32 protein-coding genes, 2 pseudogenes and 1 other annotated feature are annotated in these 26,995 nt (G+C 31.8%); of the genes and pseudogenes, 23 read left to right on the plus strand and 11 right to left on the minus strand.

All coding sequences use genetic code 11. The annotated features are described in order from the left end of the window. Window positions 1–181 precede the first annotated feature (181 nt). The 10 genes from ACEWK1_RS08610 (at window position 182) to ACEWK1_RS08655 (ending at window position 7,238) form a co-directional block, all read left to right on the plus strand. Window positions 182–466: a DNA-binding protein gene (locus tag ACEWK1_RS08610; protein WP_121662207.1), complete on the plus strand. Its 285-nt coding sequence runs from the start codon at window positions 182–184 to the stop codon at window positions 464–466. Window positions 467–895: 429 nt separating this feature from the next. Then, complete coding sequence (locus ACEWK1_RS08615; RefSeq protein ID WP_416635979.1) at window positions 896–1,675, plus strand: MerR family transcriptional regulator; 780 nt, start codon at window positions 896–898, stop codon at window positions 1,673–1,675. Window positions 1,676–1,777: 102 nt separating this feature from the next. Next, window positions 1,778–2,461 carry a DUF554 domain-containing protein gene (locus ACEWK1_RS08620; RefSeq protein WP_416635980.1) on the plus strand — a complete coding sequence of 228 codons (684 nt, stop codon included), beginning with the start codon at window positions 1,778–1,780 and terminating at the stop codon, window positions 2,459–2,461. A gap of 272 nt (window positions 2,462–2,733) precedes the next feature. Beyond that, complete coding sequence (locus tag ACEWK1_RS08625; protein ID WP_416635981.1) at window positions 2,734–3,102, plus strand: hypothetical protein; 369 nt, start codon at window positions 2,734–2,736, stop codon at window positions 3,100–3,102. A 170-nt stretch (window positions 3,103–3,272) separates the two neighbouring features. Beyond that, on the plus strand, window positions 3,273–3,572 hold the full coding sequence (locus ACEWK1_RS08630) for a hypothetical protein (protein WP_257536021.1): 300 nt from the start codon (window positions 3,273–3,275) through the stop codon (window positions 3,570–3,572). Window positions 3,573–3,821: 249 nt separating this feature from the next. Further along, on the plus strand, window positions 3,822–4,340 hold the full coding sequence (locus tag ACEWK1_RS08635) for an RNA polymerase sigma factor (RefSeq protein WP_121662203.1): 519 nt from the start codon (window positions 3,822–3,824) through the stop codon (window positions 4,338–4,340). Beyond that, window positions 4,324–5,379 (plus strand): DUF4030 domain-containing protein, encoded by a 1,056-nt coding sequence (locus ACEWK1_RS08640; protein ID WP_416635982.1) that lies wholly within the window; start codon window positions 4,324–4,326, stop codon window positions 5,377–5,379. The genes ACEWK1_RS08635 and ACEWK1_RS08640 overlap by 17 nt, the downstream gene beginning before the upstream one ends. Window positions 5,380–5,772: 393 nt before the next feature. Next, window positions 5,773–6,228, plus strand: a complete 456-nt coding sequence (locus ACEWK1_RS08645; RefSeq protein WP_416635983.1) for a hypothetical protein — start codon at window positions 5,773–5,775, stop codon at window positions 6,226–6,228. A gap of 239 nt (window positions 6,229–6,467) precedes the next feature. Then, on the plus strand, window positions 6,468–6,947 hold the full coding sequence (locus ACEWK1_RS08650; RefSeq protein WP_212138618.1) for a DUF4240 domain-containing protein: 480 nt from the start codon (window positions 6,468–6,470) through the stop codon (window positions 6,945–6,947). A gap of 99 nt (window positions 6,948–7,046) precedes the next feature. Next, on the plus strand, window positions 7,047–7,238 hold the full coding sequence (locus ACEWK1_RS08655; RefSeq protein ID WP_416635984.1) for a hypothetical protein: 192 nt from the start codon (window positions 7,047–7,049) through the stop codon (window positions 7,236–7,238). Window positions 7,239–7,611: 373 nt separating this feature from the next. Here the strand turns inward: ACEWK1_RS08655 and ACEWK1_RS08660 are convergent, their stop codons facing one another. Beyond that, window positions 7,612–8,028, minus strand: coding sequence for a hypothetical protein (locus ACEWK1_RS08660; RefSeq protein WP_416635985.1), 417 nt, complete (start codon window positions 8,026–8,028; stop codon window positions 7,612–7,614). A 337-nt stretch (window positions 8,029–8,365) separates the two neighbouring features. Here ACEWK1_RS08660 and ACEWK1_RS08665 point away from each other — a divergent pair, with 337 nt between their 5' ends. Continuing rightward, the gene (locus ACEWK1_RS08665; protein WP_416635986.1) at window positions 8,366–9,034 is read left to right on the plus strand and encodes a Pr6Pr family membrane protein; all 669 of its coding nucleotides are present in this window, start codon (window positions 8,366–8,368) and stop codon (window positions 9,032–9,034) included. A gap of 561 nt (window positions 9,035–9,595) precedes the next feature. Here the strand turns inward: ACEWK1_RS08665 and ACEWK1_RS08670 are convergent. Next, window positions 9,596–10,228: a type 1 glutamine amidotransferase family protein gene (locus tag ACEWK1_RS08670; protein WP_121662183.1), complete on the minus strand. Its 633-nt coding sequence runs from the start codon at window positions 10,226–10,228 to the stop codon at window positions 9,596–9,598. 74 nt (window positions 10,229–10,302) lie between these two features. Further along, complete coding sequence (locus tag ACEWK1_RS08675; RefSeq protein WP_416635987.1) at window positions 10,303–11,265, minus strand: helix-turn-helix transcriptional regulator; 963 nt, start codon at window positions 11,263–11,265, stop codon at window positions 10,303–10,305. A 792-nt stretch (window positions 11,266–12,057) separates the two neighbouring features. On the opposite strand from ACEWK1_RS08675, the gene ACEWK1_RS08680 reads away from it, so the two are divergent. From ACEWK1_RS08680 to ACEWK1_RS08720, 9 genes are all read left to right on the plus strand, one after another. Then, window positions 12,058–12,351: a hypothetical protein gene (locus ACEWK1_RS08680; RefSeq protein ID WP_212138612.1), complete on the plus strand. Its 294-nt coding sequence runs from the start codon at window positions 12,058–12,060 to the stop codon at window positions 12,349–12,351. Between the two features lie 189 nt (window positions 12,352–12,540). Further along, window positions 12,541–12,813 carry a hypothetical protein gene (locus ACEWK1_RS08685; RefSeq protein ID WP_416635990.1) on the plus strand — a complete coding sequence of 91 codons (273 nt, stop codon included), beginning with the start codon at window positions 12,541–12,543 and terminating at the stop codon, window positions 12,811–12,813. Between the two features lie 88 nt (window positions 12,814–12,901). Beyond that, window positions 12,902–12,958 (plus strand): DUF3885 domain-containing protein, encoded by a 57-nt coding sequence (locus tag ACEWK1_RS08690; RefSeq protein ID WP_373995123.1) that lies wholly within the window; start codon window positions 12,902–12,904, stop codon window positions 12,956–12,958. Window positions 12,959–13,301: 343 nt separating this feature from the next. Continuing rightward, window positions 13,302–13,691 carry a tautomerase family protein gene (locus ACEWK1_RS08695; protein WP_212138611.1) on the plus strand — a complete coding sequence of 130 codons (390 nt, stop codon included), beginning with the start codon at window positions 13,302–13,304 and terminating at the stop codon, window positions 13,689–13,691. A gap of 230 nt (window positions 13,692–13,921) precedes the next feature. Next, window positions 13,922–14,101, plus strand: coding sequence for a DUF3934 family protein (locus tag ACEWK1_RS08700; RefSeq protein ID WP_416635991.1), 180 nt, complete (start codon window positions 13,922–13,924; stop codon window positions 14,099–14,101). Between the two features lie 248 nt (window positions 14,102–14,349). After that, window positions 14,350–14,595: a binding site (T-box leader), on the plus strand. Window positions 14,596–14,725: 130 nt separating this feature from the next. Next, window positions 14,726–15,979 (plus strand): MFS transporter, encoded by a 1,254-nt coding sequence (locus ACEWK1_RS08705; protein WP_416636007.1) that lies wholly within the window; start codon window positions 14,726–14,728, stop codon window positions 15,977–15,979. 201 nt (window positions 15,980–16,180) lie between these two features. After that, window positions 16,181–16,603, plus strand: a complete 423-nt coding sequence (locus ACEWK1_RS08710; protein ID WP_416635992.1) for a hypothetical protein — start codon at window positions 16,181–16,183, stop codon at window positions 16,601–16,603. 171 nt (window positions 16,604–16,774) lie between these two features. Further along, complete coding sequence (locus tag ACEWK1_RS08715) at window positions 16,775–17,329, plus strand: GNAT family N-acetyltransferase (RefSeq protein ID WP_416635993.1); 555 nt, start codon at window positions 16,775–16,777, stop codon at window positions 17,327–17,329. A gap of 89 nt (window positions 17,330–17,418) precedes the next feature. Beyond that, window positions 17,419–17,916 carry a hypothetical protein gene (locus tag ACEWK1_RS08720; RefSeq protein ID WP_416635994.1) on the plus strand — a complete coding sequence of 166 codons (498 nt, stop codon included), beginning with the start codon at window positions 17,419–17,421 and terminating at the stop codon, window positions 17,914–17,916. A gap of 197 nt (window positions 17,917–18,113) precedes the next feature. Here ACEWK1_RS08720 and ACEWK1_RS08725 read toward each other — a convergent pair whose 3' ends face one another. The 4 genes and pseudogenes from ACEWK1_RS08725 to ACEWK1_RS08740 form a co-directional block, all read right to left on the minus strand. Then, entirely contained in the window at window positions 18,114–18,926 is an 813-nt protein-coding gene (locus tag ACEWK1_RS08725; protein WP_416636008.1) for an ABC transporter permease, read from the minus strand. Window positions 18,927–19,436: 510 nt separating this feature from the next. Continuing rightward, window positions 19,437–19,898 (minus strand): annotated as a pseudogene (locus ACEWK1_RS08730) (ATP-binding cassette domain-containing protein); the annotation flags it as partial. A 14-nt stretch (window positions 19,899–19,912) separates the two neighbouring features. Further along, the gene (locus ACEWK1_RS08735) at window positions 19,913–20,722 is read right to left on the minus strand and encodes an ABC transporter permease (protein WP_416635995.1); all 810 of its coding nucleotides are present in this window, start codon (window positions 20,720–20,722) and stop codon (window positions 19,913–19,915) included. After that, window positions 20,722–21,750 (minus strand): metalloregulator ArsR/SmtB family transcription factor, encoded by a 1,029-nt coding sequence (locus ACEWK1_RS08740; protein WP_416635996.1) that lies wholly within the window; start codon window positions 21,748–21,750, stop codon window positions 20,722–20,724. Before ACEWK1_RS08740 ends, ACEWK1_RS08735 begins: the two co-directional genes overlap by 1 nt. Before the next feature lie 486 nt (window positions 21,751–22,236). Between ACEWK1_RS08740 and ACEWK1_RS08745 the strand changes: the two genes are divergently transcribed. Next, the gene (locus ACEWK1_RS08745) at window positions 22,237–23,019 is read left to right on the plus strand and encodes a class I SAM-dependent methyltransferase (RefSeq protein WP_416635997.1); all 783 of its coding nucleotides are present in this window, start codon (window positions 22,237–22,239) and stop codon (window positions 23,017–23,019) included. A gap of 223 nt (window positions 23,020–23,242) precedes the next feature. Then, entirely contained in the window at window positions 23,243–23,428 is a 186-nt protein-coding gene (locus ACEWK1_RS08750) for a hypothetical protein (RefSeq protein ID WP_212138605.1), read from the plus strand. A 1,044-nt stretch (window positions 23,429–24,472) separates the two neighbouring features. On the opposite strand, the gene ACEWK1_RS08755 is transcribed toward ACEWK1_RS08750, so the two are convergent. Then, on the minus strand, window positions 24,473–24,640 hold the full coding sequence (locus tag ACEWK1_RS08755; protein ID WP_416635998.1) for a hypothetical protein: 168 nt from the start codon (window positions 24,638–24,640) through the stop codon (window positions 24,473–24,475). Between the two features lie 375 nt (window positions 24,641–25,015). Between ACEWK1_RS08755 and ACEWK1_RS08760 the strand changes: the two genes are divergently transcribed. Next, window positions 25,016–25,321 carry a putative quinol monooxygenase gene (locus ACEWK1_RS08760; protein ID WP_416635999.1) on the plus strand — a complete coding sequence of 102 codons (306 nt, stop codon included), beginning with the start codon at window positions 25,016–25,018 and terminating at the stop codon, window positions 25,319–25,321. Between the two features lie 417 nt (window positions 25,322–25,738). Here ACEWK1_RS08760 and ACEWK1_RS08765 read toward each other — a convergent pair. From ACEWK1_RS08765 to ACEWK1_RS08775, 3 genes and pseudogenes are all read right to left on the minus strand, one after another. Continuing rightward, window positions 25,739–25,873, minus strand: a pseudogene (locus tag ACEWK1_RS08765) (EVE domain-containing protein); the annotation flags it as partial. 5 nt (window positions 25,874–25,878) lie between these two features. Then, window positions 25,879–26,274, minus strand: a complete 396-nt coding sequence (locus ACEWK1_RS08770) for a rhodanese-like domain-containing protein (RefSeq protein WP_121664997.1) — start codon at window positions 26,272–26,274, stop codon at window positions 25,879–25,881. A 19-nt stretch (window positions 26,275–26,293) separates the two neighbouring features. Continuing rightward, window positions 26,294–26,713 carry a MarR family winged helix-turn-helix transcriptional regulator gene (locus ACEWK1_RS08775; protein WP_212138603.1) on the minus strand — a complete coding sequence of 140 codons (420 nt, stop codon included), beginning with the start codon at window positions 26,711–26,713 and terminating at the stop codon, window positions 26,294–26,296. Window positions 26,714–26,995: the final 282 nt, after the last annotated feature.

Below are 26,995 nucleotides of genomic sequence, written 5' to 3' on the forward strand. Positions count from 1 at the left end.
TCTACTCAATTGGGTATTTATGTTAAAATGTAAGTGATTTGTGAAAATATGTACTTAAAGTAACGGTGCAGATTTCTTCACACGGTCCCTATATATTTTCTATTTCGTAAAAATATATAGGGTCCGTATGAGGAAGGAACAGATATGCTCTTTCACAATTAGCAAATAAGGAGGAGTTCGGATGATTTGGTTAGGATTAGGAATTGTCATAGCAGGTTATTTAATTGGGGATGGATTAAAAAATTTTAAAAATCCAAACTCAAAAAATATTTTAGAATCTTTAGATGAAAATGATGATCACGAACTAATCAATGAGAGTGATGTTCATCATTTTGTCGGTATTTCCAAGGAAGATGCAAAACATTTGATTGCCGAACACCCAAGTATTCCGCATATTCTAATTAACAATAAGGTGTACTATCAAAAAGCCAAATTACGTGAATGGTTAATGAAAATAGGAAGTTGACTAGTTTTAGAGATACTCTTGTTTATTTCTCGAAAGGGTGCTTTTCTTAAATACATACGATTTCAGGTGATAATATGCTAGGTTTATTTTGTAGTAGTTTTTGTCATTGCAAGATTAGTTAGTTTTATAGGTAGTTTCAAATGGATGCCAACAGTAAGAACTACTCCAAAGATGGATGCGATAGTGGCATTTTTTTGGCTTTATTAATAGTAACCCTAATATAAACACTCTTCAAGTAACAAAAGCGCCTTTATTTAAAATAAATATACGGCGTCTTTTTGTTGTGGTATAGACCTATACTGCGAAGCTAGGAATTTTTATTTTAAGGGAATTTTTGAAATGCACTTTTAGTATAGAAACACGACAGTTTAACATCACGCAATCGTGTATGATTGTGTTAATAAAAAGCTATTGAAAAGGAAGATAAAATTGCAGAATAGATTTTCAATTGGGGAAATGGCTAAACTCCATAATACCACGATAAAAGCACTTCGATATTATGATGAAATTGATTTATTGAAACCTATACATACGGATGGAAATAACGGTTATAGATATTATTCAACAGAACAATTTGAACACTTAAACACCATTCACTATTTAAAGGAATTGGGCTTTTCTTTAAAGGAAATCAAGGGACATCTGGATTACAGGGATATCGATAGTTTTTTATCTCTATTAGAGGAGCAGAAACGTTTAACAGAAGATAAAATTAAAGAACTAAAAGGGGTTAAACAAAGGTTTCAAAATCGAATCAATGACATTAAACTGGCACGAGAATCAAAGGAACTAGGAATTCCATTTATAAAGATGAAGGAAGAGAGAAGAATAGTAAGGTTAATGGAAAAAATAAGTTCAGAACCAGAGCTTGAAGTTTCCTTGCGACGATTAGAGAGTCAATCAAATAAGAGCTCTTCTATATTCATTGGGGGAGTGGGTCTTACTGTAAGTATTAATAATCTTGTAAACAACAAGTTTAATGAGTATAACTCGATATTTATTTTAGCCGAAGAAGATGATATTCAGGGTCCTTTAGTGGCAACACTTTCGGAAGGGAAATATGTCTGCATTTATTATAACGGTAATCATAATGATTCCCCAGAACATTATAGATCCTTACTAAATTTCATTCGAGATAACGGTTTTGAAGTGAGTGGTGATTCGATTGAAAGGACAATAATTGACCATTATATATCTCGTAGAAAATAAGATTATCTGACAGAAATACAAGTACCGATAAAGTGTTGACCCTCCCCTTACTGGAGGGTCTATATTTTTAGATAGGATTAATAGTTAAAAGGAGAAATGATTATGTTTGGAACAATATTCAATACAATGATGATACTAGTCGGTAGCATTGTGGGTAGTATTTTCAAAAAAGGGATAAAAGATGAATATCATAACATTTTAATGCAGGCTATGGGGTTAGTGGCGTTAGGGTTGGGTATTAATGCATTAGTACAACATTTACCTTCCAGCAAATATCCTGTACTATTTATTGTCAGTTTAGCTGTAGGAGGGTTACTTGGTCAAAGGTTGGATTTAGAATCAAAATTTAATACCTTTGTTAATAAGTACTCAAAGGGTAATTTAGCTGAAGGGTTGGCGACTGCGATTCTTTTATTTTGTGTTGGAACTCTATCTATTTTAGGTCCTGTAGAGGCAGCGTTAAATGGAGACTATACTTATTTGCTTGCTAATGGGATGTTAGATGGAATTACTTCAATTGTTTTAGCATCCACATTTGGCATTGGTATTGCTGTTTCAGCAATTGTTTTATTTTTTTGGCAAGGTTCTATTTATCTAATTTCTAATTTTATGGGAAATTATATAAATCAAGATCTTTTAAACGAAGTGTCGATTATAGGAGGGATATTGATAATAGCATCAGGTTTAAGCATTTTAGGGATAAAGAAATGTAATACCTTAAATCTTCTACCATCAATCATGATTCCTCCTGTAGTATTTTGGGTGATGCATTTATTCCAATTATAATGTTTTAAAAAATTCGCACTTAGTTAGAAAGGTGAAAAAAGTCATCATTAATGCGTAGTACAAATAAAATGTGTAGGTGAAAGACAAGTGATCGATATGGTCAATCAATATAGAAGTGAACTAAATAGCATCTTCAAAAAAATAAATGATATACTTTCCTTACAAGTATTTTCCACCTCAGATATTCAGGCAAACATGGAAGACGCACAAATGAATAGAGAAAAAAACAATAGAAGCGATACGAAGCTAATGGGAATCATGATGAGTTTAATTTGGCTGAGTTCTCTGGTTATCATGATTTACTTCGTGCCAAATACGGATTTGAACCAGTAACTGGATTAGAGCTGAGACTAGATGAACGGTTGAATTATGCATTGTTAACGTATATTAGGTTTGGTTCTAGACCTGCCGTGGAAGATAGAGAAAACTATGAAACTGTTGAACTCACAAAAATTCCTCTTACAAAAGAAGAATTTGAAGCAATTCAAGAGGAACCCGTAGAATTTGTAGAGGTAATTGATGACGCAAAAGGAGAAAACTCTGGTGACTATTATGTATACGGAAATGGTTTAATTATCAGAGTATATGGGAATGTTTTTGAGAAAGTAAATAAGATACCACGGATACACAAGGTGTTGTAAAAGGATTAGATACCTTTTTTGAAGGAACCCCTTTAGCAATACTAGAAACTGTAGTAAGTCCGAAGAATATCATTAAAAAGTTAATAAACAACATTATAAAAAAACAAGTAAGTAAAGGTGCTTCTAAGCTTATTGTAAAACCCATTTCAAATATGAATGAGTTTTTTGATATGGAATTTGGAAAATCAGTAAGTAACTCCTTATCTAAATCTAAAGTAAAGTACGATGGACAATCAATTTATAAGGTAGAAAAGAAAACTGATAACCAATATCTAAAAAAGGGTTATGGAGTTTATCTTGACGCATTACACAAAGACCATTTAGAAGTAATAGATAAGACAGGGAATGTGAAGTATGTCTTGAATTTAGATGATTTTCTTTATAAGGCTTTTATTAGGACATCTTCAGCAATAAAAGCGCCTTTCTGGAACAAGGAAGGTGCTTATTTAAGTTCAAGGTCAGATTATTGAATATTCAAAAAACAGGAAAGTGTTAAGATTAAGAAGATATTATTACCTTTACTTTAATCTTAGGTGTAGATATTTACAATTAAATGTATTTCCAGTATTTCCACTTACATGTTTTTGATATTAGGAATAGGGCATTGATCCAACCTAGGATTGATGTTTTTTTATTTCTTTAATTTTATTGTTTAAAACGTGACTAATGATTTTTTATTTGCGTCTAAGTGATAGATACAGAATAAAGGGGGATCAGTTTTGGAACAAGTAGAATTAACTGAATGGTTCAATAAATATGGTGAATCGATTCTAACTTACATACTTTTAATGGTACGAGACTATCAACAAGCTGAAGATTTGACACAGGAAACTTTTATAAAAGCTTATAAACATCAAAAGCAATATGAAAAGAAATCCTCTGTTAAAACATGGTTGTTTTCAATTGCACATAATGTGACAATGGACTATTTTCGGAAGAAGCATCCGTTACAACATTATTTAGGCTTAACATTGGAAGAGAAAGATGGCGAACCAACACCTGAGCAAATCGTAGCAATGAATTTTCAAACAGAACAATTATATAGGGCCATACAACAATTAAAACCGTCTTATAGACAAGTCATCATTTTGCGGAAGTTAAAAGAATTTTCAACAGCAGAAACAGCCCTCGTCTTAAATTGGTCAGAAAGTAAAGTGAAAATGAATTTAAAAAGAGCTTTAGTTAAACTGAAAAACGAATTGATTAAAGGGGGATTTTCTCATGCAATTCTTAGATAAACAATTTAAGGACTTAGAAGAAGAACTAAAGTTAACTGACAAAGCCAAAGAACAACTTAAAAGTAAGATAATGTATAATTCACATAAAACTAAAAAACGAAATAAAAAATATTACGGATGGGTAACTGCAGTGACCTGTATATTATTAATCATCACTTCCCCTTTGTATTCATCAAAAATGGCAAGCATGGCAAGCAAAATTTTACCTATTTCTATTTTGCCTAATTATTCAAATGGTCAGGAAAATCCAGATTTAACATCACAACTCTTTGAATTAGTCGAAAAGGAGGGTTACATTGTTAATTCAGTTGGGATTACGCCATCACCATATACAATCGAAATTTCCCTCTTCTTGAAGGATTCTACATTGAAACAAGCAGCAGAAGATCTAGAACCAAAGGTGAAAAGTTATTTATATGAAAATGGGTATGACAAATATGAATTAAAGGTTTCAGAAGCAGCTGAAGCAGAAGCACTACAAGAAGGTCAAGGAGATGAATCAAGTATTGTTTATGAAAAGATAAGTGAAATTGTGAAGGAGGTATTCGTGTCATATGGCTATTCCAAAGAAGCAGATTATGAGTTAGCAGGGTTTAAAACTTCAAAGGATTCTAACATTGTCACAATTGATATGCCTGATCATATTCAAGAGTCGACTGAAATTGTTAAAGAAATAGAAAAGAAGATAGAATCAAAAAAATTAGATGTAGAAGATATTGAAGTGAATACTTTTAACTTTTCACATCGTCAACAAGATGATCGTTGGGTATATATAGCATCAGATATATATGATGCAATGGCAGGAAAATCCACTTATCAACTAACAGGAGTATCTCATGAGGTTAAGGATGGACATACTTATGTTTCTATTAAGACAGATTTGGAAAAACAGCCTTCTAAAGAAATAATTCAAGAAATTGAATTGGCCATACAAGAATATTTAGTTTTACCAGAAACAAAAGAGAAAATTGTTAATGACAATTATTCAATTCAATTTTTACTAAAAAATAACAAGTCATTTGTTAAAATAACAAACTAAAAAATATGCCAAACACTTCTTTGAGGAGGTGTTTGGCATTAGAGTTTTTATTTAGAAATTAAGGTGTTATGGAAGGAGGTACTTTATTTTGAGGTATCTTATTTTATGTTTTAATAGTGTAATTTTTAAATAGAAAATAAGGAGTATGGAGACTACTTAGTGTTCAATCAACCTGAATTCAGTAATTTTACTGCCATCAATGCTTATATTGATGTTGATATGTATGTACATTCATTTAATGAACCTGAAGAATAAACAAATAATTTACCGTATGAATATGATATGGAATTTCAACCTAAATAACGTTTCCAAAACGGGGCAATAATGTGCAATAAGGATTACTATTTTTAATCATTGAATGCTTTTTAAGAATCTTAAGAAACGAGGTGTGTTATGAAAAAGTATGAAAAAATGTTAATGGCGATAAAGAATGCTGAATTTAATTGTTTTTCAAACAAAGGTGATTGGCTTTACATTGCAAATAATAAAGATACAAAAAAAGGACTCTTCAGAGTACCTAACTATATACATTACTTTGTATCAGTTAATGAACAACGTATGCCTTCTGAAATTGGAGTAGTAAAAAAAATTAATGGTCATATCACTGCAAAAGAACTAGCCGAACTCGACTATAAAAGCAGGAAAAAGGACTTAACACTATTAACTACTGAAACTGTAAAAGAATATGAATGGTTTTTAGAAAGAATTAACGCTCAACCAGAGCATACTCCAATGGCAGTAACTTGGTTGGAAAAAACATTCCCAAGAAAAGTGAAAGAACTGAGAGTACATAAAAAATTCTTTACAGGACTATCGAAAGAGGAAAAAAAGGAATTGTTTGAATTCTAATACTTAATATTAAAGTAACGGGTGCTTTAAAAATGATCTTCCACAAAGCGCCATTCTTGAATAAGGATGTCGCTCTTTTTCATTTAAAAGTACAGATAGTGGGAAAACAATTAAAAGATTGTGATGAAATATACTTAAACAAACGTAGCAAGTTTAGTGAAATAAAGCTAAAAAGACAACCTTGAATTCCTTTTGATTTTTAATACGAAAAGATAATATGGTATAAAAGGAGTGTGTTTATGTTAAAAAGGACTAAAAATTTTGGGATGGATGAAAATGAATTCTGGAAGGTAATAGATATGTTTGAGTGGAAACACTCAGGCGATGATGAAAAAGTATTAAAGAAAGCCATTAAATACTTATCAAAGAAGTCTGATGAAGATATATATGTGTTTGCCGATATTTTATCAAAGTTGTTATATGATTTAGATGGGATAGTATATGCAGGAAATATTGGTGAAGGTGCATATACAAACGACGAAGATAAATATTTTTCAGTCGATGAATTTCTTTATTCGAGATGTGTTGTAGTGGCAAACGGAAAAGAATTTTACTACGAAGTTCTTAATAATCCCACTTCTATGTCAGAGGATATGGAATTTGAAGCTCTTCTTTATTTACCGAGTGATGCGTTCGAACTTAAACATGATGAGGAGTATGATTACGTACCAAAATTTGATTATGAAACGTACAGCAACAAGAATAAGTGGAAAGCATAATCATATTTCATTGAGGGAACAATTTAGGGATCTTTTTAAACAGGTTATTTCTGTTAAAAATTAGACTAAACTCAGAGATTCAGAAAGGAGATAAATATTTTGAAGTATATAAAATCGCAAATGCAACAACTAATTAAGGAAAATAAAGAACTGCATACACGCTTTAAAGAAATAAAGGTAGAGCATGGTCTTGAAAAAAACAATGCCCTTAAGGCCTTGTACCATTCAGAAGTTGCGGATGGAGGAAAGTATCAGGTAGCTTACCAAGCACTTGATCAGCTCAAAAAGTAGACTCTTATTTCTTATTTACACTTACTAAAAATTCTGTTATTAATGCTGGATGATATAGTGGATTAAGTTAGTGACCAAAATATGAAGTAGGTTGCTGGGTAGTACAAGGTTTCTATTCAATAGATAAATGATATTCTAAAATCAAAGCGCTTTTCTGGAATTAAGGAAAGGTCGCTTAACAACATATTAATAATTTGCCATAAGTGAATAAGGTAAAATAGTATATTCTTGAAGGGGAAGTCTAATTGAAAAAGATGGATTAATCTGACGTTTAATCATAATCTTAGACGTAACTGATATCTTATCAAGATAAAAAAACAAGAGAAAAAAAACTCCATTAAACGAAGTTTTACTATCTTGCCGAATGTAATTTTTATTTATCTGTTTTTGGAGTCAATATAATATTCTCTTCTAACTGATCACTCCACTCAATTGAAAAAGTAATTTTATCATTTTCTGTAATTATTATTTCTCTAAGTGGTTCCTTTTTAATTATACTACCATCAGTTAGGGATTCTTCACCACCTGTACTGAACCTATTACCATTAAGAAGCCACTTCACTCTTTCTGGAGCTTCTCCTTGAGCAAGATAGGCTATCTCTATAGTGAGAGAATATGTTTCATCACCTGTTTCAACCAATTTTGCTGATATACTCCAATTTTCAGAGTTTCCTTCAAAATAATGCTCTTCACTAATGTAATCGCCTTTGTAAATAGTGCTGGCCACAATATAAATTGCAACTGCTATAATAATAGAAATTATCACTAAAACCAAAGATGATTGTTTCATAAAATCTCCTTAATTATATTATATATATCTATAATAATTAATGAGAATTATATGTCCAATATTATTTAACTATGTTCTTTATTTGTAAAAACTTATAGATCATTTACTTATCATACTTTTGTTGGGTCATTTTTTGGGCAAACAACACTCTAGAGTGAATTTATTATTATCTTCCGTTACAAACACCTGCAAACCTTTATAAATTTATGGAAAGAGTTTTGAAGATGCGCTTCCTTTAAAGATAAATTTTGAAATTTGGTTGGATCGCTTAATTATGGCTCAAGGAAGAATTTGGTATTGCCCTATTTATCAATTTTAATAAAAGGAGTAGGTCAATTTGTTGAATGTAGATGAAATAATGCTCAAATTAAAGTTAGTATTTCATAGCTTAATCTCATTCATAGGCTTCATTAGCGTTGTATTGCATATCGTTTATTCTCCTGATTCTTTGATTTCTACGACAAAACTCACTATTCATACTAATCTTATCGTTTCCATAACATTCTTACTCAGCAGTTTAGCTATTTTATCAAAAAAAAACGAAATACCCTTTCTCGATTTTTTAAAGAACTGTTCAATCATTTATATGTTCGTTGTTATTTTTACCTATCACTTCCTTCTCGCTAGTGGTGGGGAATATGTTGGAGTTCGGATTATCACTAACTTTACTCTTCATTACTTAATTCCGATACTCGTCTTTATTAATTGGATAGTTTTTGAAATTAAGAAAAAATACAGCTTGAAATTCATCTTTTATTGGATGTTTTATCCTTTACTTTATACTGCCGTTTCATTGTTGAGAGGCTTGTTTGATGGGTTTTATCCTTACTTCTTTTTAAATCCTAATGGAGAAATTCCAGTAGGCGTTGGCAGTTATTCTAATGTCGCATTATTCATTACCGCTTTTTTATTTGTTTATCTAATTCTGGGTTTTTTATTGATCTCTTTAAATAGGATAATTCTATACTTCAATAATAAAAGCAATATATATTCTAAACAAATGTAAGTAAAACAAATGTGCTTTGAATCAACATCGAACATATTTACAGATATCATTACTTCAGGCAATCCTTCTTTTGCTATGGTATAAATAAGAAACAATTCTTCCATTAATTTTAAAATATAATTCTAAATAATGGTGTAAAACATTTTAATTTTCGTAATAAACATTTAATCCTCTTATTCAACAAAAGCGCGATTATGATAGAAGCTAAAAATCTAATAATTAGCGATCTTCAAAAGTAGAGGTGCATTTCATGCTGAGATGTGCCTTTTAAATATTGAAAGCAAAGATATTAAGTATCACAGAATTTAAGAGGAAATGAAAAATAACTGATTCAGATTCCATTAATGTAGGTAATTATAATGGTAAGAGCTACAACTTTTACAAAGCGACATCCTAGAACAAGGATAAGCGCTCATTTTTCACTTTAGGGGGTAGCGTCAGGAAAAAGCGCAAATTAAAAAGCCCAACTTCTCTGCAAAACAAAATAGGGAAAGTGAGCTTTTCAGTTACTTCATTATTTTTATTTGAACTAATATAAAACTGCTAAGTTGATTTTTTAGCTCATTTATTTATTGAATTCATTAACTGGAAGAAGTATTCAGGTTTATGAGTCTTATTTAGGTTATACCATGAATGTAATGTATCTGGTGCAAATACATCTAATTTTTTCAGTACTTCCATCGCAAATTCCAGAGGAGCTATTCCTGATGCAGTAACTAAATTCGTGTCAGTTACCGCAGATCCTACCTCATAAAACTTTTCTCCTTTATAGTTAGGACATACCATTTTAGTGTATTCTAAATTATTACTTGTATGCTTTCTAGTATCTAAGTATCCCATATTCGCAAGGGCTTCAGTTGCACCACAAATTGCAGCAACAATAGTGCCAAGCTTTAAGGCTTCGCCGATTATTTCCAATATAGGTTGATGAACTTCTTCATTCCAAGTAGTCCCTCCTGGTAAAATTAAAAGATCCTTACTCTTAAGAGTACATTCATCAAGGGAAATATCTGGTTTTATGCTCAGTCCTCCCATAGTAGTAATCATTTCTTTATTAGCTCCTACTGTAACTACTTTTAAAGGTGCTAGATCTTTTTTGAAATATCTTCCTGAGTTTAGTTCAGCAATTAAATATCCATATTCCCAGTCCGACATTGTATTAAATACATATAGAAAAACTTTCTTTGTTTGCATTCAATAACACTCCAATCACAATTGATATAGCTATTATAATAAAACTTCCCTGACAGTTAACGTCAGGGAAGTTATCATACTTGATGAAATTTTATTAATTCCGACAGAACTTCAATAAGTCTTTTCTTAAGACTTATTGGCTCAATAACTTTAATAGATTTATTGTACGGTAAAAGTAAATAAGGTACATATGTATGTATCATATCTTTTTCAAGAAGAAAAACTGCTTGATTTGAAGTCCGTTCTTGTAAATAATGTCCTAAAAACCAATGTTGGCAAACATCATTAAGTGTACTTTCATTTCCATTAATAACTAAAGAAGTAATCCCTTCCTTATCTTCTATAGTTGGAAGGAGGTTTTTCATAAAAAAGTCACGTGCTGAAAAATTTTCTGGCTGGTTAAACTTATTTTCAGTCAGCATTAGACTTTCAATTCGATCTACTCTAAAACTACGGATATCATTCCTAAGACGACAAAATCCAATCACATACCACTTATTATTCCAATAGATAATTCTGTACGGATCGACCAATCTATCATTTAATTGCTTTTCGCCACTTTTATGGTAAAGAATTTTTACTGAGTACCCGTCAGCTACGGCCTGCTCCAACTCCTTCAAAAGAGGTTCCATAGAGAGTGAACTTAATCGACTTATTACTTCAAGACTAGTTAAATGTTGGTTTATCTTTGATTTTTGCTCTTGATTTGAGTATTTACTTAGTTTTGAAATGGCCCTATTTAGTGCTTCACCTCCGTAATATCCGGCTTCTTCTGCAAAAACAGCAGCGTGAAATAGTGAAGTTTGCTCCTCAAAATCAAAAAAAAGAGGAGCCTCAATAAAATTGTTTAATAAAGTGTATCCACCGTTATGTCCTGGTTCTGAAATTATAGGTACGCCACTTGTTGAAATTGTATCAATATAACGATATACAGTCCTTATATTAATTTCTAACCTTTCTGAAATTTGTTGTGCAGTAATTTTTTCACCTGAATGAAGCATCCACAGAATTGCTAACATATTGTCAATTTTAGGCATATAATTCCACCTCTATATGAAATTTATTTTCTATTTAGCCAACTAATAAAAATCAAAATTAATTTTGTCTATTATCTCATTATTTCATAGGATAAAAGATATATTTTTACTAATCTTATTGAAAGTCATTTATTTCTTGTATCTATTTACAGTTAGCTATAGATTTAAGGTGATATTTGCCAATATCTTTAATTTAGATTTACCAAATTATCTGTGGGAAACACATGGAGTAATCTACAGAGTATACATCCTTACCTATGTTACTAACATCTATAGAGTAAGTATGAAATTTCCCTTTTACAGGTTTTACTAGATCTTTTCCTTTTTCAGCTTCACTTATCTGAACTGACTACTGCTTTGAAGATTGTTTAACTGGTAATTCATCAAGGTTAAGGCTTTCGCCTTTAAGGATGTTGCCGCAATCAATAAGAGTAATAAGGTACATATTGAATTTGTTACACATAATTTCCATCCTTCCATTAGATAAAGCCTTAATTTTTCCTAAAATGAATATATTAATAAATAAACATTTTGTAAAAATATATAAGTTAGTTGACTGTATGTAGTACCTTAATCTTTGAGATATTAATGATTTTCGACATTGACATTGATCTTAAGCAAACGAAGCACTGTTTTTGAATAAGAATGTGGGCTCTTTATCGTGTTAAAGAACAAGTTATTGAATATTACAAATGGATTTTTATGTTAAAATGATTATGAGCTTATGAAGAAATAGAATCAAACAAATGGGCAGATACAGAGGAAGTTAAAATCAATTTAAGTAGGGGTATAATGAAACTATTTAGTATATGGTCAATAATTTTTATCTTTTTAAGTTTATTATCTTTTGGCTTAAACTTGCTATTAGATGGTTATTTTGAACCAATTGCACTTATAGGGGGTATCTTTTTATTAATAGGAGTTATCCTTAGCTTTATTGCTATTACGAAAAAGGAAAATGGGAAAATAAAGTTCATATCACTCGCCTCATTTTTTATAATTTTATTATTAATAACTTGGTTTGAACCATTTCAAGTTGTTCGTATAATGACTTGGCTTATAAATATCTCTCAACTGTTAGCTTAATTTTAATATGAATAACTCAAAATAGAAAGCGCCATTCCTCAGGTAAGGATTTGCGCTCTTTACCATTTTTTAAGGGCGATATTATTGACAAACAATGATGTAATTCATGTTAAAATTAGGAAGCAATTATGAAATTGCTGTTTTTTGATTAAAGTAAGTAATATCATTATAGTTTCAGGGGGAATAATGATGAGCTTATATCTCTATAATTATTCTAAAGTGCTTAAAAAAAACTTTATGTTAGTCATTGTGGCCTCATTTTTGTTACCGTTAACATTTTTTATATGGGCTGGCGTTCCTTTTTTTATAATTGGGAGTACAGTGGCAGAATTCACCTCTAACTTGGTGATTATCCATCTTTGTATCGCACTTTCAGGAGGTTTTTTGTTTTCTCTGTTTTTTGTGCCAATCAATTTACAAGTTGCAAAAAATATAGCTGAGATTAAACAATGTAGTGTGTGAGATTCTTTTATAAGCATAGAAGTAATTTGGTTATTAGTAAGTTCTCTAATATTTGAATTAATTTTTAGTATAGTTGTTAGATTATAGAGTGAAGCGGGACATTTATAATAAATACAATAAGTGGATATTAGATTACGACAAATAGATAAATTGTCAATGGAAAGGTGCTATACAAAGTCTACTAGGACATGAAAAAGTGAAACAACCAGGGTTTATGCTCAGTTAAGTGGAAAGTTAAGGCATCAGCTCAATAATCAAATACTTTCAAAAAGATATTTAACGAAAAAGAGCACAGTAATTTGTGCTTTTTTTCATTAAGGCCAAATTGTTTAATAATATGGGTAGATAATTACTAAAAAAATAGGAAGAGTTTTGAAAAAATATATTAAGAGGCAGAATACTGAAGAAGGATTTCTTATTTCTTTATAGAATATTTTTATAATGTTAGCCGAGTTTAGTTGAGTTGAGAAGAGAAAGGTGAGATGAGAATGGGACAAATTAAAATTTATGGGGTTAAGGACAGGTTAAATCCAATTAAGGAAACATTATCGAATGTTATTCATTCGTGTATGGTGGAAGTACTTGAATTTCCTTCGGATAAGAAATTTCATCGATTTTTCCCTATGGACATTGAAGATTTTTATTTTGCAAGCGGGAGAACTGAAGCATATACCGTAATTGAGGTTAGTATGTTTGAAGGTCGATCGGTAGTAGCTAAGAAACAATTACTAAAGCTACTATTCGAACGTATAAATAGTGAATTGAGTATATCTCCTAAAGATGTTGAGATCACAATTTTTGAAACACCAAAACATAACTGGGGAATAAGGGGATTACCTGGAGATGAGTTAGCCCTGAATTATAAAGTTAATGTATAAGTAAAAGGCGGTCAGTTCTTGACCGCTTTTTAGCTTATTCAAGTACGGTATTAAACTAACCAGGTTAGAAAAAAATAGAGTTTACATCGACTTTTAGAATTTTTATTGTTTAAAACAATATCTGACTATTATATGCTTATATTTCATTATGTTTGGGTTTTATACCAAAGTAAAATGGATAAGATTAACCAATAGGTACCTTAACGTACAAGAATAATGGAGTTGATTCTATGAGTAAATCTAAGGGTAAAGGCGGAACAGGCAGAGGAACAGGTAAGAAAGGTTGGAATCGTTGGCAAGCTAGTGCAAATAAGACAAAGAGTGCCAAACCCTACAAAAGTAAAGGTGTTAAAAATCGCGATGGTACAAAGACAACTGGCAATAATACTGGTGATACCTCCGAAAAATAGTGACTGTTGCTAAATAACTATCATTTCTAAATGAACTAATGGATGAAATAGTTGAGGAGGATCCAGCTGCCAATTAAAGAATTATTATTCAACTAATGGAGTGCATTCCTTCAACAAGCGGGCAATCAAATCGCGAATGTGTAACATTCGTGTCTTTTTTATGTAAAAGACCATATTCTGGAAGAAGCTCATCTCACCAATTTTATATTTACATATTATGTTAATGTCATGGTAATATAGTTTTAATAACAAATGCGATGAAGAGAAGAGTAGATAAGATTCATTCTTTCTAGAGAGCTCCGTTTGGTGGAAAGGAGTAAGGGTGTTTTATTGAATCAAGCCTCTGAGTATCATATTGGAACCTTTTAGGGGATAGTGTGACGGGAGCTCCCGTTATAGAGCTAAGGTAATAGTTTTTTGTACCTGATAAGATTAATATGGTGACATATTAATAAACTGGGGTGGCACCACGATTATTAAATCTCGTCCCCAAGACATTGATCTTGGGGGTGGGATTTTTTGTATTGTTCCTGGGTTATTTATATACGGAAAAGGTAAATATTTGTTTTTTGTAGATAGGATTCTTTAGTTTTTGTGTTAGAAAGGAGAGTGGTAGGAATGGTTTTGAAGGGGAAAATTTCGTCTTGGAAATATCCCTCAATCCTATTACTTGGAATTGGGGTCTCGAATTTGGGTGAATGGATTTATTTCATTTCTCTTAATTTAATCGTTTTGGATTTGACTGGTTCACCTCTTGCGGTATCAGGACTTTATATCATTAAACCACTGGCTACTTTATTTACGAATTTTTGGGCTGGTAGTATTATTGATCGATTAAACAAACGAAAACTAATGGTTTTTCTTGATATATTCCGAGCTGTATTTATAGCTTTATTACCTTTTATGTCATCCATTGCACAAATTTATTTAGTAGTATTTATTATAAGCATGGCGAGTTCTATGTTTAGTCCAACTTCAATGACATATATTACAAAGTTACTTCCTCAAGAACAAAGAAAACAATTTAATTCCCTTCATAGTCTAGTTACTTCTGGAGCATTTTTAATAGGGCCAGCAGTTGCAGGGTTATTGTTCTTTATTGGAACTCCAATTTTTGCAATCTATACAAATGCAATTGCGTTATTTATTTCAGGTATGATTACATTACTAATGCCTGATATAGAAAAACAAACAGTTATATCATCAACTAATAATAAGCTATCGATGGAAATAATTAAAAGGGATTGGTATGCTGTAGTTGAATTTAGTCGCGGATCTAGTTACATTATGATGATTTACTTTTTGTTTAGTTGTGTAATGGTCATTATGGCAAGTGCTATAGATTCTCTTGAAGCAGCTTTTGCCAAAGAGGTATTATTTTTGTCAGACAGTGAGTATGGTTTTTTAGTAACCATTGCTGGGGCAGGTATTGTAGTTGGAGCATTAATTAACTCTTTAGCAGTTAAAAAACTAAGAACCTCATTTTTAATTGGTTTAGGTTCAGTACTAGTGTCAACTGGATATATGATTTATGCTTCTTCAAGTTCATTTATTATTGCAGCACTGGGGTTTTTTATCCTAGCTTTTTTCATCGCTTATGCTAATACAGGCTTTCTAACATTTTATCAGAACAATATACCAGTTGATGTTATGGGGCGTATTGGAAGTGCTTATAGCTTAATCCAAGCGATTTTAATTATAACTGCAACTAGCATTATGGGAGTTGTAGCTCAAATTACTTCAATTCAGGCAGTTGTGTTTTTTGGTGCTTCAGTAATGTTGGTATTATCCATAACGTTGTGTCTATTTAGCTTATTACCTTCAAAAAAACATTTTTATGAAGCTGATGCTGAATCTAATAGAAGTATTAGTCTTTAAGCAGAAAATACAATAACCATTGTATTAATCTTCAGCAAGAGTAGCGCCTTTCTAGAATAAAGAAAGGTGCTTATTTTGTTTAAAACCATTTTTGGCATAAGAATTGAGAAGACTTTTATAAATAGAAGCAGTACCCTAAAAAAATAATAATATGTAAAAACAGCCTGTGTGTCAAAATGGAAAAAATAGGGTGGTGGGATGATGAGAAGGTTATTAGTAGCTCTTTTATGTATAGTTATTTTATCTGGGTGTAGTGAAGATCTATCCTTCTCTGAAGTAAGTAAGGATGTTGTTAATAAAGACATCAAAACGTTTATTAGCAATGTTAAAAATGAAAACGGAATATATCTTTACTTGGATAAACAAAATACTATTTATGTCTATTTGAATGCTTCAAATGTAAAACAAGGGGAGAAGGCTAATCATTTTAACGATTTTGATGTTCAAGGAAACGGTGATACTTTACATATTCTTTATAACAGAGATAAAACAGATGACTATTCGAACCAGTCTTTGAAGTATGAACTCTTATATAAGGTGAATGCAGATAAAAAGTACGATAATATTAAGTCTTATAGTAATGGTGAGGAGGTTCCTTTTGATCTAGTTACAGGGAAACAATAATTACTTTGCTAAAATAACACATACTTTGTCTATATAATGATCCTCTACAAACAAAGCGCGTTGACTGAACAAGTAGCCACCTTTTTGACCGGGTACAGGTTAGGTTAATGCATTATGAAAAATTATGATAAGGTTATTACATAGATAGAACAAAGGGAGAGTTTTTTAATTATGATAGAAATTATAGGAAATAAAGTTGTTTTAAAAGGGGCAACAAATAAGGACATTGAAGAACTATATTTTTGGAAATTTGAAGAAAAGGAACAAGAGGCTAAAAAGTGGAACGGACCTTATATTCCAGAAGAGAAAATTACTAAAGATGAGTACCAAAAAGATTGGGAAAAGGAAATCTTTCCAGACATACCTGCTTCACTTGTTATAAAATGCGAAGGAAAACCTATTGGTTATGTTGGGTCTTATTGGGTAGATAAAAACACAAACTGGCTTGAAACAGGGATTGTTATTTATGACAGCAATTTTTGGAACGGAGGCTTTGGTACAGAAGCCTATGAACTTTGGATTGATTACCTTTTTACATCTACTGATATACATAGATTAGGTATGTCTACTTGGTCAGGAAACATAAGGATGGTAAAGGTTGCAGATAAATTAGGAATGAAAGAAGAAGCGAGAATAAGAGATGCAAGAATGGTTAATGGTGAATATTTTGATGCAATTAAGATGGGAATTTTAAGAAAAGAATGGGAAGAGATAAAAGGCATTTAATTTTCACTTTATCTTCAACAATAGTTGAAAAGGAAGAAACCCATTATCATAAAGGAGTGGAAGTAAACTTCTAAAAGAAGGTGATTGATTTGAAGAAGAGTTTACTAGTTATAGTCATTCTTGCAGCCAGTTTAGCTGCAGCTGGATGTGATGTCCTTCAAAAAGATGCTTATGATTATATGAGCGAAGTGCGATCTACTGAATTGCAAGATGAATCAACTAATGGGGTAAGTTTAAGAGATAATTCTGAAAGTGTAGAGAAGAACCTAGGGAAACCCAAGAGAATTGAAAAAAGTGATTCAGTCACTCATTTATCATATGGAAATGATGGTCTCTCTATTACATTAGATGATGATATAGTCGTCGAATACCAGATCAATAGTAAGGTGTATCAAACGGTTAAAGGGATCAAAGTAGGTAGTAGCAAAGAGGAAGTCATCCAGCAGTACGGATCGAACTATTATACGAATAAAGAAAATAAAAGCTATAAGAGGATCGGTTACTTTGATAAAGAATCGAATCGACATATTGAATTTTTCTTAAAGAACAATCAAGTTATATATATAACAGTAGTCGATATTTCTTAAGTTCTCGACTTGAGATAGTCTTTGATGAAGAATAAAATTAAGCGGTATGATAAATCTGATGATATCTTTAAAGAGAAATTAGATGTGAATATAAAAGAAGTAAAAAAAGATATTTATGCTTCTAGCAAACAATAGTCTGAGGGAGAGGACCTAAGCTTTGGTCCTCTTGTTCCTGATAAATTATAAGTAAAAACTATTTAAAAAAGCACCATATTTCCGGTTTCTTTTGCATGTTTCTCTGCCTTTTTTAAAAGGGTAACAGAAATTACTGTCAAAAGTGCTAGCACTCCAAAAAGAACAGTGAATTGTCCTGTTAATTCTAAAATTCCCTTACCATTAAGTATTAAATCACGGAATATATCAAGAACATAAGTTAAAGGGAAAATCAAAGCAATGATTTTTCCCCATAGTGGAAAGGCAAGTACAGGTATTCTTACACCTGAAAAGAACTGCATAGGTTCTTCGAAGATGGTAAACAAAATTCCTGCATCTCGTGAGAATAGAAAGACAATATTAAGAAAGCCACCCCACACAATAGCGGAAATGCTGAGTAGTAGTAAACCAAGAGGTACATTCCACCAATGGATATTTCCAGCATTACCTGTTACCACAAGTACAAGTAGAGTAAACACAGTAAAAAGCCATACAGCTTCTATAAGATTACCTGCAGCTCTTGAAAACATGACTACTATACGTGAAACAGGAGTTAAAAAAATCAATTCAAGTGTTCCTGCTTGACGTTCATATGACATTCCCCAAGCCGATTGAACAAGGCTCCAAAAAAATATATACCCTAAATAGCCCGTTAATAAAAACATCGTAATTTGGTTAACACTCATATAACTAGAGAGTGAACTAGATTCAGATAAATTAAATGGTTTAAAAGAATAATAAGATGTAACAAATAATAGAGATGGCCAAACCAGTAAAGAAAAATAAATAAGTTTGTTATGAAAGTTATGTTGATGACTTTTTAGTGTCTCTGCAATTAGAACTTGAAGGAACTTCATGCCAATTTCTCCTTTTAATGTAAGAATTGCATCCTCTAGGCGCGGTCGTTTCAATTCAAGCTTTTGAATGGCCACTGCTTCCTTAATGTAAACACTAATAATAAGTGCAGTCGGATCAAAAGGTGCAATAACATGCATTTCCGAAGAATCAACACGTTCAGAGAATTCAATTGAACAACCTGTAAGGCTTTGTTTGATTCTATTTTTTTGAGAATTAGATAAAGAACTACTTTCAATTTTCACATGATAATTCTTTACGACTGAGGCAGTAATATTTGCAGGAGTATCATGTAATATTAAAGAACCTTTTTCGATGATATACACTCTGTCACAAAGTTCTTCTACTTCTTCAAGGTAGTGACTAGTTAATAGGATTCCTTTCCCTTCACTTTTAGCTAGTTTTTTAACCATATCTCTCAGTTGTTTCGCCACTGGAGCGTCAAGCCCCAGTGTTGGCTCATCCAAAAATAAATACTTTGGATTATTAATGAGTCCCCGTGCAATTTGTAGCCTTTGCTTCATTCCTTTTGAGTACAGTTCTACTGGCGTATCAGAGGCTTCTGACAAACCTACTTCGTCTAATAAACTTATAATTTGACCTTCTAATTCTTTTCCTGATAATCCGTATAGCTTACCAAAGTAACGGAGGTTTTGAGCACCAGTTAAACGCCAGTACAACATTCTTTCGCCACCAGCAATCATATTAACCATACTTTTCACCTTCATAGCATCCTTAACGGCATCAAAACCATCGATCATAATTTTTCCTTCTGATGGATTTAGTAGGGTTGAGAGCATTTTAATAGTAGTTGTTTTTCCAGCACCATTTAAACCTAGTAATCCAACGATTTCTCCTTCACCAATCGTTAAATTAAGACCCTTTACAGCACTTAACTTTTGCTTTTCGGAAGTGAAAATGTTCTTCTTTTTCTTAATGGTATAGACTTTTCCAAGATTCTTAGCTTCTATCATATACTTATCACTCCTTATCCAAAATGCTTTTCTAAAACGTATTTTTCCATTCTCTTAATAAAATAAGTTCCAATTGGAAAATAGATGATTCCAAGAATGATCATTTTCCAAAGGAAAGGGAGGATATCTGAGAGAGATTTACCTTCAATCCAAACTAATCTTAATGCATCTACCCCATATGTTAACGGCATAATAGTTCCAATCCATTTTAATATGTCTGGTAGAAAATTTGCTGGAAACGTAATGCTACAAACTAGCCCCATCAATACAAAAAGTGTGTTTTGTGTAATATATGTATCTCGGAAATAGAGCATAAGTGAACCGAGTATAAGTGCTTGGCTAAACGTAGAAACAACCAAAATTAGAATTACAACAAAGACCGAAAGCCAATTAATATTCTTTAAATGTAGTCCAAAGAAGTAACCAGTTATAGTAATTACCGTAAATTCAATACCTACGCGGGTTAACCCCTGAGCTACATAACCTAAAAAATATCCTTTTCTTGAAGATGGTGTCAGAAGTAGAGCTTCAAGAGTTCCTTCTCTTAGTTCGGTGATAATAGCTCTACTTGCTATCATAAGGAGGGAGACTGAAAAAGAATAGAGGATCCCTCCTAATATGACATAAGAAAGATAATCATCAGTACCCGCATATGTAAGAAAACTTCCTGACAAGTCTTTTTTAAAAACGTAAAAATACGTTAAATAGGCAAAGATGATAATGTAAAAACCACTCAATATATGACCTAAAAAGAATGACCATGGAAATGCACGTTTCATCACTAAGAAATTTCGCTGAAACGTCGCAGAAAAATGTAACCACATTATTTGTCCTCCTTATGGCCAATAAAAGTCTGATCGAAATATTGGTTAATATCGACCTTTAATTGGTCCAAAGTTTTTTCGTTTGCTTTATAAAAAACAAAATAGCCATGTCTTTCTCCCTTAATAAGATTTGCCTTCTCTAAAATCTTTAAGTGTTTTGAAATTGTAGCTCTTGCCAAACTTGTTAAATCGGTTAATTGCTGTGTGCAATAAGAATGGTGATAGAGTAATTTGAGTATCTGCAGGCGAGATTTATCACTTAAAGCAGACAGGATACAAAGTAAGTCATCCGGAACAGCATCTTCTACAAATTCATCTGGAAGGGGTACCTGTAAATAAACAATGATTTCTGGAACTTCCATTCCAACAAGAAGATGAGGTGCAATGAAACTAGATGGGTAAATCGTTAAGGTATTTATTTCTTCATATCGAAAGACCCATGTATCAGCCTTGAAGAACTTTAACATTCTTGTATCAAGCTTGAAACGAGGATGTATTGAGTTCATAGTTCCAAAGGGATCCTGTGCAAAGTGATTTTTTATTTCATGTACTGCTTTTATTAACCATGGTTCCACTCTGAACAACTCTCTAGCAAAATGTTTTTGGTGATAACTATATAGAAAATCACATAGCTTCTCACGGTAGTAGCTAGGATTGGAGCGGACTTCAACTTCAGCTGAAGTAGATTCTTCTAGTGGAATGTCAGTTCTCATTCCAAGCAATAAAGAGAGAAACTCGTTTTCTTTTAGAAGGTTAATTCGTTCAATTGCCTCCTCAACATGCTTTTCTTCATATTGAAGAACATCAACTAAATCCAGAAAGTTTAACCATTCATTGCTCAACTCCCCAAAATAGCAAGCGGTATCCCATAAAGAAGAAGACATATTACCCTTTGTTTGAACAGCCCAATCAAGCCTCGTCAGGTGATGAGAGGGATTGTTCAATACATGTAGACTAGTTACTAATTCACGAAATGGTGAGTAAATAAAGCGTACATGTTTCGAGAACCATTGATTTATTTTTTCCATTACTATCTTCCTTTTATCTGATTCGTCATATAACGAATCAAATTTATAATTTTGCAAAATTATTCAATACAATATATAAAAGTAAATAATTTGTCAACCAATTTCTTTGAATCTATTAAAGGAACAACTATTTTAGTTTGTTAAAGGTTAGATTTTGAGGAAATGTAACTACAGTTGAATTAGTTGTGAGTAGCAAAAATAGTGTCGTTTGTTACAATGAGTTTGATGGATCTAACAATGTAATTTTCAGTCCGGACAAGGCTTGTTTTCCAATAAATAATATAAGATACAATAAAGTAATACATATAAAAAACAATTTTCAATAAGGAAATCGCTCTTTTTCATATATAAGGACAGATCGTGTAACATCAATTAAAAGATGTGAAGAAATATCTTAAACTACAGGATCAATTATAAATTATAAGACGAAATAAGGGTGATGCTATAATTTAGAAAGACTTTGCTCTTAAACAAGGGGGAAATATGATGGATACAACACAACATAATAGCAACGCATGGGATAAGAAGGTTGAAGAAGGTTCTAGATACACTCAAGCAGTAAGTAGTGAAGTAATTGAAAAAAGTAAATCAGGTGAATGGGCAATCACTGTCACAACTGAAAAAACAGTTCCAAGAGATTGGTTTCCAAAATACATAAAAGGGTTAAAGATACTATGCTTAGCATCAGGCGGTGGTCAACAAGCACCTGTTCTGGCTGCTGCTGGAGCAGATGTAACAGTTACTGATATATCTAAAAAGCAGTTAGAGCAAGATGAAAAGGTAGCTAAACGTAGTGGATTAACTATAAAAACTGTTCAAGGTAACATGTCAGATCTCAGTGATTTTGAGGATGAATATTTTGATATTGTAGTTAATCCTGTTTCCAACTTGTTTGTAAAAGATGTATATCCTGTATGGAATGAGATTTCAAGAGTGTTAAAGAATAAAGGGATTTTAATTGCTGGTTTTACTAATCCTTTATTATGGATTTTTGATGACAACCAAGAAAGAAAAGGGATACTTGATGTTAAACACTCCATTCCTTCATCTACTTTGGACTATTTGCCTGAGAATGACGTTCAAGATTACATCAATTCAAGTCAAACAATTGAATACGCACACACTTTGGAAGATCAAATTCAAGGACAAATTGATGCAGGATTTGTTATAACTGGTTTCTTTGAGGATGATTTTGGCGGTACAAGGATATTAGACAAACATATAAAAACTTTTATTGCAACTAGAGCTACAAAGATAAAGATTGATTAAACAATATTTTGCTAGGCTAAAGGATACGTTTATTCAATTCCATCCTTGATAATCAAAGCGCCTTTCAGGAAAACAAGGAAATGCGCTTTTCAGTTAAGGACCATAAAATAAAAGATCAAAAGAGTCTCGATTATTAAATTAGTAATACATGTATGAAACTTTGTATTTCCCTAAACGTAAAATATAGGTAAAGATGTTGAATTATTTAAAAGGGAGGGTTTTTATGACTCAAGGAGGACTTAATATAGGAGACATAATTTTTCAATTATTAATGCTTTTATGCTTCATAGGTATTCCAATAGTAATTGTTATTCTATTGTTAATTATGAATAAAAGGAATAAACGACTAAAACGAATAGAAGAAAAATTGGATAAGCTAATTGGAGAAAAAGAAAATAAAAAAACATAGATGTGTAATTTTTTTGTTACTTATCAAACCAGTTAAATAAAACAGATGATTATTCAGTGTTTCTTCCAGCTCATCAATTTTAAAGTTAAGGGCAGGTACGCTGTTAAAGTGTGGAGGCTTATATGATATTTATATGGGTTTTGGGGATTTCAGGAATAATATATTCAGTCTTTTTAGTGGCTGGGTTTCCATCAACAATGGATTTATTATCGGGATTTATATTAGGTGCAGTAATTGATTTGTATATATTAATCAAGAAAAAGAAGTTAATAAAATGAAGCACGTTAATAAATGGGTTGTTCAGTAGTTTATTAATTAAGAAGAGTAAAACAGTGAGGTGTATAGATGGGTATCGGGTTTATAGTCTTTGGTATTTTGATCTTTCTATTTAGTTTTTTTATACCCGATGGAGTTGGTACAGCATTACTAGTTTCGATTATTCTTATTGCTTTAGGAATAATTATTAATAAAAATAAGAGCAAGCACTAGGTAGTTTCACTACCTTATTATATACCTAGCGATCTTTTATAAATATAAATTTCAACAATCAGAGCGCCATTCTTGAATAATGATGTCGCTCTTTTTTATTTAAAGGCGGATCTTTGGAAAATAATTAAAAGATTGTTATGAAATATACGTAGCAAGTTTAGTGAAATAAAGCAAAAGGACAGCTTAAGTGTAAAGACCTGGAATTCTTTTCGCTTTTAACACAAAAGGAAAATGTTGGTATGAAAGGAGTGTGTTTATGTTAAAAAGGGCTAACAATTTTGGGATGGACGAAAACGAGTTCTGAAAGGTAATAGATATGTTTGAGTAAAAACATTCAGGCGATGAATATATTATTTACTTTAAAATCAATTTCCTTTTTACCTTTTGAGGTATATTTCCTTCAAAGAAATCTATTTACTATATTTCTTTAGACCGATTTATATAAAACATGATCTAATTCTCCCTCGGTTAATTGAGCTGGATTTGAAGTAGGGTATACTCTACCATCTTCCTTATTTATTTCGCAAACGTACTAGGGTATATAGTACAATACTACTACTCTTCATTTTTTATTTTACTCCAAAATAAAAGGATGAAAATTAAAATCCAAAAACTCCATACCTCAAAAAATCCACTATTTTCCCACATGACTGCAAATGGAACTTGGAAGGTTAAAAAGGCTAATACGCCTGAAAATACTATAATAATCAGTTTAATAATCATATTCTAATTGAACCTCCATCTTTTTCATAATTTTACAGTACCTTTAAAATCACATAGATACAAGGACGGAAGCTTAAAATATCTAATTTTTAATATTAATTTCAGAAGAAAAATGACTCAACTAACGGGCTTGAGACCAAGATCAATCTTCTGCAATAAAGGTGCCTTTCTGGAATTAGGAAAGGTGCTTACTTCTGTTAAAATGTCAGATTGGAGAAAATCACTTAGAAATGGAAAGATGTTTGTGAAGGCTTTACTTAAACTACCTGGCAGGAAAGTAAAAGAACCTTTATTGTTTATTTAATGGAAATAACAGGATAACAGAGGTGGGATGTAGAACCAATTAACAGGTCACAAAACTAGGGAGGACTATAAATGAGTAAATTCAGTTTGTTTGGTAAGTTTGAGGTACAAGAAGGCGAACGAGACACAATGGTAGATATTTTATTGGAAGCAGCAGAATCAATGAAAAATCTTGAAGAATGCGAGATATATCTTGTGAATATTTCGGAAGGTGAACCTAATTCTGTTTATGTTTATGAGGTGTGGAGTAATGAAAATGCCCATCAGGCATCTCTAACTCTTGAAGCTACAAAAACTTTAATAAAGCGTGCAAAACCAATTATTACTGGTATGGACAGAATAAGTACCCTAAGAACAATGGGTGGGAAGGGTATTTAAACAACTACTTATACTAAAAACTTTTGTAAACTAACCAAAACAAGCTTTTAATTAATCAATTAAAGCATTTTCCATAAAAATATTGATTATTTTCTACCAGTGTTCCACTACAATGGGCTTACATGAGTTAGGCGCTTATTCTTCAACCTCAAGATAAGCGCTTTGTATAAATCATTTGTTTATTGAACACATAGTAGTTTCCTAACCCCTAACCTTTCTTTTTAAACATTTCCTAGTAAAACCCATAATACAAGTTAATATTAGAAAAGGTATAACGATGGGAAACAAATAACCGACTAAGTCAACAACTTTTTCTCCACTCATATGATTTAATATATGATATAAGGATGCCTTAGGTCTAATAACGCCGTTAATTATTTACTAGGTATCTTTGAGTATAATTTTAGGCGAGTATTAAATAATCCAATCACCAGTACTCAACTTTTTCAAAGGTGCTTGTTTGCCATGACAAAGTTGAGTAAACCGACCTTGCACTGCATTTATTACATGGTCACGTGAAGCAACCCCAATCCAATACCTGTTATTCTGCATAAGAGTCAGCACCCGCAACTATCAGAAGAAAGATTAGCATTTTTAGAAGAATCTGAGACAGGGAAATTCATTTCTTTCCAAGCCGCGATACCTCCAGTCAACTCTTTTACTTTATAGCCATGTTCTAATAGAAAAGATGCTACTTTGGCTGCTGTGTTACACCAGACATCCCAACAATATACAATAATTTCTTTATCTTTCGGAATTTCATGTAAATGATCCGACAACTCCTGTTGGGGAATGATATTAGCATCCTTAATTGTTAGGCTTCTTACATGTTCAGGTCCATTTCTTACATCAATTAAAAAGTATTTTTCTGGGTCGACCTGTGACAATCTCAAATAATCCATGGGGCTAATAGTTGCTTCTAAGCGTGCATTAAAATAATCAAGTGCGTTCATAAATAAGATACCTCCAGTTTTAAAGTGAACTCCAAATTTTAACAAGAAGCTCCTTCAGCAATTGTCTTTCTTGATCGCTTAAAGGGGCTAATACATCTAATTCCGTATTGATTAGAAAGTCCCAGCGTGAATCTAATACTTCATTCCCTTTAGGTGTAATCAAAAGACTATAGGACCTTCTATCGTTAGGATTCCTTGTCCTTTCTACATACCCCAAAGTTTCTAAGTGATCGATATGACTTACCATTGTTGTCCGATCAATTTGTAGGTTTTCAGAAATATCCTTTTGTGATGAATAAGGATTCGCATTAATAAATAAAAGTACCCCATATTGTCTAGCGTTAATTGCATATGGTACAAGTCCTTCAGCAAAGTTAGTTTCCATTTGCTGAAGAACTTTTCCAAGCAAAAAACCATAAGATTGATTCCATTTCTCCAAATGTAATATTTACCTCCTTATATAATATGTATAACTGATAATCAGTATAACTGATTAATTATTGAACTTCAAGTACTTATGTTTGTATAAATTTGTTATATAAAAATCTACATCAAAAAGGTGTAGCTCATATACTAGTTATTTATTCTAATACTTACATTTGAAAATAGAAAAAGGTAAAAATATATTAAGAGCTATAGAGCATGATCTAATGATAAAATAGCTAATCTTACTAATAGTAAGGAGGTTCCTTTTGATCTAGTTACAAGGAATCATTAATTA

Origin of the sequence: Metabacillus sp. YM-086 (assembly GCF_048059995.1) — a bacterium.
Lineage (GTDB): Bacteria > Bacillota > Bacilli > Bacillales > Bacillaceae > Metabacillus > Metabacillus litoralis_B.